Origin of the sequence: uncultured Brevundimonas sp. (assembly GCF_947305955.1) — a bacterium.
Lineage (GTDB): Bacteria > Pseudomonadota > Alphaproteobacteria > Caulobacterales > Caulobacteraceae > Brevundimonas.
Window position 1 is genome coordinate 1 of sequence record NZ_CAMZFB010000070.1, and the last position, 9,040, is coordinate 9,040.

The window sequence follows — 9,040 nt, forward strand, 5'->3', positions numbered from 1 at the left end:
CACACCACCATGCCGACGCCCAAACCGGCCAGCGCGCCGCGCTCGTGGCCGGTCCGCCACAGGACAGCACCGAACAGGGACGGGGCCAGTTGCGCCAGAGCGGCAAAGGACACCAGACCCATGGCGGCCAGACCGCGCGACTGGTCCATCGCCTGATAATAGAGCCAGGCGAGAAACAGGATGAGGATGATGGCCGCGCGGCGGATGTTGAGGATCATGCCCGGCAGCTGGTGAACCGGCTGGCTCTGGCCGTTTCGCAGGGCGCTGAACAAAGACAATGGCTGTCAGCAGCCGGTGTTGGCCTTCAAACGGGAGTGCCAGAACCAGAAGATCGGGATTGGCCCCCGGCAGGGTCAGCCTGCCCGCAGCGACCAAGGGCAGGACCGCCAGCGACGTCAGCAGCAGATACAGAGGGAACAGCCACTGGGCGCGGCGCACCTCGCCGGGTTCGCCGCCCTCAACGAAGCCGACGTGGAACTGGCGCGGCAGGCAGAAGACCGCCAGTGTCGAGACCAGCAGGATCGCCCAGAAACGCGTATTGCCATTGGGCCAGTCGGCGAGCTGGCCCAAGCCCTGTTCCAGCACGGGCGGGCTGTATTGCGCCTTCAACAGCACAAAGACGGCAAAGACGGCGGCGGCCAAAAGGGCGCAGAGTTTGACGATGGATTCCACGCCGATGGCCTGGATCAGGCCGCGGTTATGCTCTGTCAGGTCCGTCCGCCGCGCACCGAACAGTATGGCAAAGCCCGCCAGCACGCCCGCGAGCACCAGAACGACTATGCGCTCCGATCCGGCGATCCCGCTGTCGATATTGATCATCTCGCCCGCCATAGTCAGCGAGCGCAGTTGCAGCGCGATATAGGGCAGGGACCCCAGAATGGCGACGAGGGTGACGGCGGCCCCTAGCGTCGGGCTCTTGCCGTATCGCGAGGACAGGAAGTCGGCCAGCGATCCGGCATTGGCCCGCTTTGCCGCCGAGGCGATGCGTCGCCATAGCGGGAATAACAGCGTCAGACCGATAGCCGGACCGATATAGATGGGCAGGTATTCCCAGCCGCTGCGCGCCGCCGTGCCGACAGCGCCGTAGTAGGTCCACGAGGTACAATAGATGGCCAGCGACAGGGCATAGAGGCTTGGCCCCAACAGGCCCGAACCCTTGGCCTTGATCTGGGGGCGTTCGTACCACCATGCGATGGCGAACAGTGTGGCCATATAGGCCGCGGTCATGACCAGTGTCGCGAAGCTGAACATCACGCCATCTGTCCCTGTTCAGGCTAGCACCACAAGAGGAAGGGTGCCTTTAAGTTGCGTAAGCTCCGGTCGGGCCGGTTGAATAGAAAGCGGGCGGACCGCGTTTGCGATCCGCCCGAACGCTGCAAAGCGTAGTCCGTCCGGCTAGTCGTGAATGTTCACGTCCTTGCCTTCCTTGACGAAGATGGCCCCGATGATGACGGTCAGGACCGCAATGACGATCGGGTACCACAGGCCGTAGTAGATATTGCCGGTGGCCGCGACCATGGCGAAGGCGGTCGTCGGCAGGAAGCCCCCGAACCAGCCGTTACCGATGTGGTAGGGCAGGGACATGGAGGTGTAGCGGATATTGGTCGGGAACATCTCGACCAGAGCCGCTGCAATCGGGCCATAGACCATGGTCACGTACAGCACGAGGATGAACAGTATGCCGATCACCACCGGCTTGTTCACCAAGGCGCTGTCGGCCTTGTCCGGATAGCCTGCGGCCGTCAGGGCGGCGGCCAGCTTGCCGTCGAACTCCTTCTTGGCGGCATCGAACTCGGGCTTGGCTAGCCCTTCACCGTGGAAGCTTTCGATGACGGTATCGCCGACCTTGATGGTGGCAACGCTGCCAGCCGGAGCCGCCACGTTGTCATAGTTGATGCCCGCCTTGGCCAGATAGGATTTGGCGACATCGCAGGACGAGTTGAACACCGTCTTGCCGATGGGGTCGAACTGCAGGTGACAGTCCGCCGGATCGGCCACGATGGTCAGCGGCGACGAGGCGACAGCGGCGGCCAGGCGCGGATTGGCCGCCTTGGTCAGCCCCTGGAACAGCGGGAAATAGGTCAGGGCCGCGATTAGGCAGCCAGCGAGGATGATCGGCTTGCGACCGATCTTGTCCGACAGCCAGCCGAAGAAGACGAAGAAGGGTGTCGCCAGCGCCAGAGCCGAAGCGATCAGGATGTTCGACAGTGCCGGATCGACCCGCAGCGTCTTCTCGAGGAAGAACAGGGCGTAGAACTGGCCCGTGTACCAGACCACTGCCTGACCTGCGGCCAGACCGAACAGGGCGATCAGCACCAGTTTCAGGTTCGGCCATTTCAGGAAGCTGTCCTTGAGCGGGGTGCTCGAGCCCTTGCCCTCGGCCTTCATGCGCTTGAAGGCAGGGCTTTCGGCCAGCTTCAGACGGATCCACAGCGATACGCCCAGCAGCAGGATGGAAACGAGGAACGGAATCCGCCAGCCCCAGCTGAGGAAGGCTTCCTCGCCCACGGCCATACGGGTTCCCAGAATGACCATCAGGCTCAGCAACAGGCCGACTGTGGCGGTGATCTGGATGAAGGAGGTGTAAAAGCCGCGCTTACCGTGCGGAGCATGCTCGGCCACATAGGTCGCCGCACCGCCGTACTCGCCGCCCAGCGCCAGACCTTGGATCAGGCGCATGATCACTAGGATGATCGGCGCTGCCACGCCTAGCGCCGCATAGGGCGGCAACAGGCCGACCACAAAGGTCGACAGCCCCATCAGAAGCATGGTGACGAGGAAGGTGTTCTTGCGTCCCCAAAGGTCGCCGAGGCGGCCAAAGACGATGGCCCCGAACGGGCGGACGGCGAAACCGGCCGCAAAGGCCATCAGGGCAAAGATAAAGCCTGTGGTCTCGTTCACGCCCGAGAAGAACTGGGCGGAGATAATCGCGGCCAGAGAGCCGTAGAGGTAGAAGTCATACCATTCGATGACGGTGCCGACAGACGAGGCAGCAATCACCAGTCGGTCGTTTTTCCCGACCGAGTGATCCCCGCCGTCCGCCCCGTTAAGGGTGCGGTCGGTCATGGGTGTTTTCCCTTCCTGTAAGGCCACCCCCTCAGGCGGCCATGTTTCCCTTGTGCGCCCCTTATTTTTGCGGGGACGTCACAAGGGAGACTGACAGGAAGAACGTCGTTTTGCAGAGATCGACGTTGGTCTAAACCGCTAATGCGGGCTTAGACGCCCATGCACAGGTATTTGATTTCCATATAGTCTTCGAGCCCGTGGCGGCTGCCTTCGCGGCCCAGACCCGACTGCTTGATACCGCCGAACGGGGCGATTTCGGTCGACAGGATGCCGGTGTTGATACCGACCATGCCGGTTTCCATGGCCTCGGCCACGCGCCAGACACGGCCGATATCGCGGCTGTAGAAATAGCCCGCCAGACCGAAGATGGTGTCATTGGCCAGGGCCACGCCCTCTTCCTCGGTCTCGAAGCGGACGACGCCCGCCAGAGGACCAAAGGTTTCCTCACGGCAGATCAGCATGTCCTGCGTGACCTCGGACACGACCGTCGGCTGGAAGAAGGTGCCGCCCAATGCGTGCGGCTTGCCGCCGGTCAGCAGCTTGGCGCCCTTCGACAGGGCGTCGTCGAGGTGTTGCTGAACCTTCTTTATGGCCTTGTCGTCGATCAGCGGGCCGACCTGTACGCCGTCGTCCATGCCATTGCCGACCTTCAGCTTCTCGACCTCTGCCGTCAGCTTGGCCACGAACTCGGCATAGACACCGGCCTGAACATAGAAGCGGTTGGTGCAGACGCAGGTCTGGCCCGCATTGCGGTATTTGGAAATGACCGCGCCCTGTACGGCGGCGTCGATGTCGGCATCGTCGAAAACGAGGAAGGGCGCGTTGCCGCCCAGTTCCAGCGACATCTTCTTGATGGTCAGGGCCGACTGTTCCATCAGCTTGCGGCCCACCTCGGTCGAGCCGGTGAAGCTGATCTTGGCGACCGTCTCATTGCTGGTCAGCTCGCCGCCGATGGCGCTGGCCGAACCCGTCAGAACGTTGAACAGGCCTGCCGGAAGGCCGGCTTCCTCGGCCAGAACGGCGAGCGCAAAGGCGCTGTAAGGCGTCTGGGCGGCAGGCTTTAGAACCACGGCGCAGCCTGCAGCCAGCGCGGGGCCGACCTTGCGGGTGATCATGGCCGAGGGGAAGTTCCACGGTGTGATGGCCCCCACAACGCCGATGGGCTGGCGCAGGGTGACGATGCGCTTGCCGTTGTCGTGGGTCGGGATCACCTCGCCATAGGCGCGCTTACCCTCTTCGGCGAACCATTCGATGAAGGAGGCGGCATAGGCGATTTCGCCACGGGCCTCGGTGATGCTCTTGCCCTGTTCGGCGGTTAGCAGACGGGCCAGCTCTTCCTGATTTTCCAGCATCAGGTTGAACCATTTGCGCAGCACCTTGGCACGGTCGGCGGCGGTGCGCTTGGCCCAGTCCTTCATCGCCTTGGCGGCGGCGTCGATGGCGCGGCGGGTTTCGGCAGCGCCCATGTTCGGAACGGTGCCCAGCACCTCGCCCGTCGCGGGATTGGTGACCGAAAGGGTTTCGCCCCCGTCCGCATCGACCCATTGGCCGTCGATATAGGCCTGTTGTCGTAAAAGGCGATTCTCGCTCATGGCTCACTCCCTATGGTTGGGAGGGAGATAGAGATACCGACGTTAAAGGATCAAGGGGGCGGTTTGATCCTCGTTGCGCAAAAGAAGCCCCGCCTTGATCAGATCTGACAGGCTCTCGGCCTCCATCTTCTGCATTACCTTGGCGCGAAAAACCTCGACAGTACGGGGGCTTATGTTCAAGGACTGGGCGATGGCCTTGTTCGACAGACCCTCGATCAGGGCGTCGAAAACCTGCAATTCGCGCGGCGTCAGACGTTCAAACTTTTCGCGGGCGGCCTGAGTATTGCGCTGGTGCTCGCCCACCTGATCCAGACGGGAGAGACAGCCGCGCACGCTTTCGATCAGGCGCTGGGGGTCAAACGGCTTTTCGATGAAGTCGGTGACGCCCTGTTTCATCAGGCTGACGGCCATGGGCACATCGGCATGGGCGGTGATCACCAGGATCGGCCATGCGGCACCGCGCGTCTCGCTGATACGGCGCACCACCTCCGCGCCGTCGATTTCCGGCATGCGCAGGTCTGTGACCACACAGGCCGTTTCGTCCTGAGGCGGGTTACGGAAGAAGTCAGCGCCACCGGCGAAGGCACGGCAGCGAATGCCCTGGCTGCGCAATAGCGTAACCAGTGAATCCCGCATTCCAGCGTCATCGTCGATAATGAAGACAGAGGGGGTCATGCGTCTTCCTTGGGGGTTGCGATCTTGAGTGTGAAGGAGAAGCGGGCACCGCCAAGCTTGGACCGGCCCACACTGAGATGGCCGCCATGGCTTTCGACGATCGTCCGCGTCACCGAAAGGCCGAGGCCCATACCACCGGATTTGGTTGTCGTCATCGGCTGGAACACCCGTTCGATCTGGTCAGGCTCGATTCCGGGGCCGCTGTCCTCGACGGCGATCTCATAGGCGCGGTCGTTCAGGATCTGGCCCACGATCATCACCTGACCACCATTGGGGCAGGCCTCGACAGCGTTGCGCACAAGATTGACCAGCGCCTGCTGGATCTGGATGCGGTCCATGCGAACCAGATCGGGCACCGCGATGGCCGTGCCGATGGTCACGCTGCGGTCCCGTCCGGTCAGGGTGAGGATGGGCAGCACGTCGTCGATCACCTCGCTGACCCGTTCGCGGGCCAGAGCGCGCATCTCCATGGTCAGAAGTTCGCGCATGCGGCGGATGATCTGTCCGGCACGCAGCATCTGGTTCTTGGCCAGTTCGGCGGTACGGAAGGCGCTTTCGCCCAATATGCCCGCCGATTTCATGTCTTCCTGCGCGGCGTGAAGATAGGCAGCGGCCGCCCCCAGCGGCTGGTTCAGTTCGTGGGCGAGGGTGGCGGCCATCTCGCCCAGCGAGTTCAGACGCCAGACCTTGTTGAGTTGGGAGTGAAGCTCGCGCGCCTGCGCATCGGCGGCGTGGCGCGGCGTCAGGTCCGTCAGGCGGATCAGAGGCCCTTCGACCGTGTGGTTCAGCCACAGATCGATGGGCACGCGGGTCTGCTGCGCGGTACGGGCCTGCCAGTCGCCACCCTCATGGGGCAGGGTGCCCGACGGGATGTCGCGGCCTGCGTGTCGCAGGGGATCGAAATCCTGAACCAGCTCGCCAAAGGCCATGCCGATGATCTCTTCGCGCTCGTATCCAAACAGGGCTTCACAGGCGAGGCTGGCACGGCATACGCGGCCCGCACGATCCAGCAGGACGACCGGAACGGCATCCAGCAGGGCCTCGAGGACTTCGTGTTCGGTCGTACGATACAGTTTGTACGGACCACTGCGGCGGAAATACTCGCCGTACTGGACCAGCATGACCAGAGCCATGGAACTGGTGGTCACGGCGGCGGAAATGGCATCGGCCGTCCCCGCCAGCGTGGCGGCAAGGATCAGTATGGCCAAAGCAATCGTTAACGCACTGGCCAGCCGCCAACGCAACAGATGGCCTGCGACCAGACTGGCCGTCGGGGGCAGGGCGATCTGGAAGGCCGTATTCACCGGCAGGAACTGAACCAGTGCAGCAGCGACAAGCAGGACTGTGACCGTGACTGCCGATAGCAATCGGCCTGCTCTGGACGATTTTTCCTGAGACGATCGTCCGGCGTCGGCAAACCTACTGTTGCCGGCCTCTTTCAACACTGCACTTGGAATTTTGGCCCCCTGATCGACACTCTTTACAGTCTTTCCCCTTTTGAGGGAAAGGCGTCATTTCTTCCACCCCGGCAAGGACATTGGGGGGATGAATCTCGGATAACAAGGTTATCATAAAAAGTGCCAAGCGAGGCAATAAAATAGCGAATAACTACAGTTCGGTAAGACATCTAGCGTAGCCGTATAGGGAATTGCCCGTACTGCGCGGTTTACCGAAACCTACGTTTGTGCGGGCACATGGTCGATAATCTTTGCCGAGGATTCGAATGGCCCGCCCGATCCCCTTCTGTGTGTCTCAGAACGAACCGCAGATCGCATTCAGGTCACACGTCGCCCTGCGACGGGTGACGGTGGTCCCTTCAACCCCGGCAAGCGGCATCGCGGATGGGGGGAAACAACCCTGTGATGTCGTTCCAATGCGGGGACGAGTATGATGTTGGGCGCGCTCGATAATCTGAAGATTCAGCAGAAGCTGACCTTCGCCTTCGGCGGGATCGTTGCTGCTATCGTAGCCATGAGCCTGTGCGTGTATTTCGGTGTCAGCGGGCTGGAGAACGTCCGCCGCGATATCGAACGGGCCAAGCTGGCGCAGGATGCCGCGGTCCATGCACAGATGTATATGGCCCGTCAGGACGCCGCTCTCAGGGCCTATGTCATGAGCCGCATCCCGTCGGCAATCGACGCTGTCAGCGTCCACCGTTCGGGCTTTAACGACTCGCTGGACGAATACATCCGTCTGCAACCCAACTCGCAGGCCGAGGTGGATGCCGCCCGTGCCAGCGTCGAGAACTGGTTCGAGGCTGTCGCCGTGCGCGGCGTGGGCCTGACCAACCTTGCCGATTATGACAATGCCGGCCTGCTGGAGCCGGTCGATGCGGCCCTGCAAAAGCTGGTCGATGCCCGCGTGGCCGAGGCCGAGGCCCTGAGCCGCCGTCAGGTCGTGCTGGCCAATATGATGCGTATCGTCATGGGCGTCGGCACCGTGCTGGCGCTGGGCATGGCTGTCGCCTGCGGCTTCTGGCTGACGCGCGGTGTGTCGCGCCCGCTGCGCGCCGTCGCTAACGCCACCCGCAAGCTGGTGAAGGGCGATACCCAGGTGTCCATTCCGGCGCTGGGTCGTACCGATGAAGTGGGCCTGATGGCTTCGGCTGTCGAGCACTTCCGTCAGGTGACTATCGAACAGAACGCCCTGAAGGCCCGTAACGAGGCCATGCAGAAAGAGGCCGAGGCCGCCCGCCTGCGCCGTGAGGCCGAGCTTGAACAAAGCCGCCGTAACGACGCACTGGTCGTCGGCGCTCTGGCCGAAGGTCTGGAAGCCATGGCGCGTGGCGATCTGACGTGGCGTATCACGGCGGACTTCCCCGAAACTGCCGTCACCCTCAAGACCGATTTCAACGCCGCGATCGAAAGCCTCGAAAAGGCCGTGTCGCTGGTCAACGCCAATGTCTCGGTCATCCATCTGGGTGCCGAAGAGATCAGTGCCGCCTCCAACGACCTGTCGAACCGTACCGAGCAACAGGCCGCGACGCTGGAACAGACCGCAGCGGCTCTGGACCAGATCACCGCGACCGTGGGCCGTACCGCCGATGGTGCCAAGGAAGCCGCCAGCGTGGTGCTGAGCACCCGCACCGACGCCCAGCGCAGCGGCGTGGTCATGACCAATGCCGTCGAGGCCATGAACGCCATCGAGGAATCGTCCAAGCGCATCGGCGCCATCATCGGTGTGATCGATGAAATCGCTTTCCAGACCAACCTTCTGGCGCTGAACGCCGGTGTCGAGGCCGCCCGCGCCGGCGATGCAGGCCGTGGCTTCGCCGTCGTGGCCTCGGAAGTGCGCGCACTGGCCCAGCGTTCGGCCGACGCCGCCAAGGAAATCAAGGCTTTGATCTCGGAATCCGGCCAACAGGTCAGCCAGGGTGTGAACCTTGTCGGCCAGACCGGCGATGCCCTGTCGCGCATCGTCGACCGTGTCGCCCAGATCGACTCTCTGGTGAACGAAATCGCCGCCTCGGCCCAGGAACAGGCCATCGGTCTGGCTCAGGTCAATGCGGCTGTGAACCAGATGGATCAGGTCACCCAGCAGAACGCCGCCATGGTCGAAGAATCGACCGCGGCCTGTCAGGCACTGGCCGCCGAAGCCGAAGACCTGGCCCGTTCGGTCTCGCGCTTCGTCGTCAACCAGCAGCTGGCCCGCACCACCAAGGCCATCCGTCCGCAGGTGGCCGCGCCGGTGGCACCGGCAGCCCCCTT

5 protein-coding genes and 1 pseudogene are annotated in these 9,040 nt (G+C 62.9%); 1 reads left to right on the forward strand and 5 read right to left on the reverse strand.

Annotated elements, in window-relative coordinates:
* The 5 genes and pseudogenes from Q0Y42_RS13390 to Q0Y42_RS13410 form a co-directional block, all read right to left on the reverse strand.
* Positions 1-1,251 (reverse strand): annotated as a pseudogene (locus Q0Y42_RS13390) (hypothetical protein); the annotation flags it as partial.
* Between the two features lie 144 nt (positions 1,252-1,395).
* Positions 1,396-3,066, reverse strand: coding sequence for an MFS transporter (locus Q0Y42_RS13395; RefSeq protein ID WP_297804698.1), 1,671 nt, complete (start codon positions 3,064-3,066; stop codon positions 1,396-1,398).
* 149 nt (positions 3,067-3,215) lie between these two features.
* Positions 3,216-4,658, reverse strand: a complete 1,443-nt coding sequence (locus Q0Y42_RS13400; protein WP_297804701.1) for an NAD-dependent succinate-semialdehyde dehydrogenase — start codon at positions 4,656-4,658, stop codon at positions 3,216-3,218.
* A gap of 42 nt (positions 4,659-4,700) precedes the next feature.
* Positions 4,701-5,333, reverse strand: coding sequence for a response regulator (locus Q0Y42_RS13405; protein WP_297804704.1), 633 nt, complete (start codon positions 5,331-5,333; stop codon positions 4,701-4,703).
* The gene (locus Q0Y42_RS13410) at positions 5,330-6,700 is read right to left on the reverse strand and encodes a PAS domain-containing sensor histidine kinase (protein WP_297804707.1); all 1,371 of its coding nucleotides are present in this window, start codon (positions 6,698-6,700) and stop codon (positions 5,330-5,332) included. Before Q0Y42_RS13410 ends, Q0Y42_RS13405 begins: the two co-directional genes overlap by 4 nt.
* A 520-nt stretch (positions 6,701-7,220) precedes the next feature.
* Between Q0Y42_RS13410 and Q0Y42_RS13415 the strand changes: the two genes are divergently transcribed.
* A partial coding sequence (locus tag Q0Y42_RS13415) for a methyl-accepting chemotaxis protein (protein WP_297804711.1) occupies positions 7,221-9,040 on the forward strand: 1,820 nt, incomplete at its 3' end.

Coding starts and splice junctions, on each gene's coding strand:
- Q0Y42_RS13400 (WP_297804701.1), bottom strand. CDS start 4,658: ATGAGCGAGAATCGCCTTTTACGACAACAGGCCTATATCGACGGCCAA.
- Q0Y42_RS13405 (WP_297804704.1), bottom strand. CDS start 5,333: ATGACCCCCTCTGTCTTCATTATCGACGATGACGCTGGAATGCGGGAT.
- Q0Y42_RS13395 (WP_297804698.1), bottom strand. CDS start 3,066: ATGACCGACCGCACCCTTAACGGGGCGGACGGCGGGGATCACTCGGTC.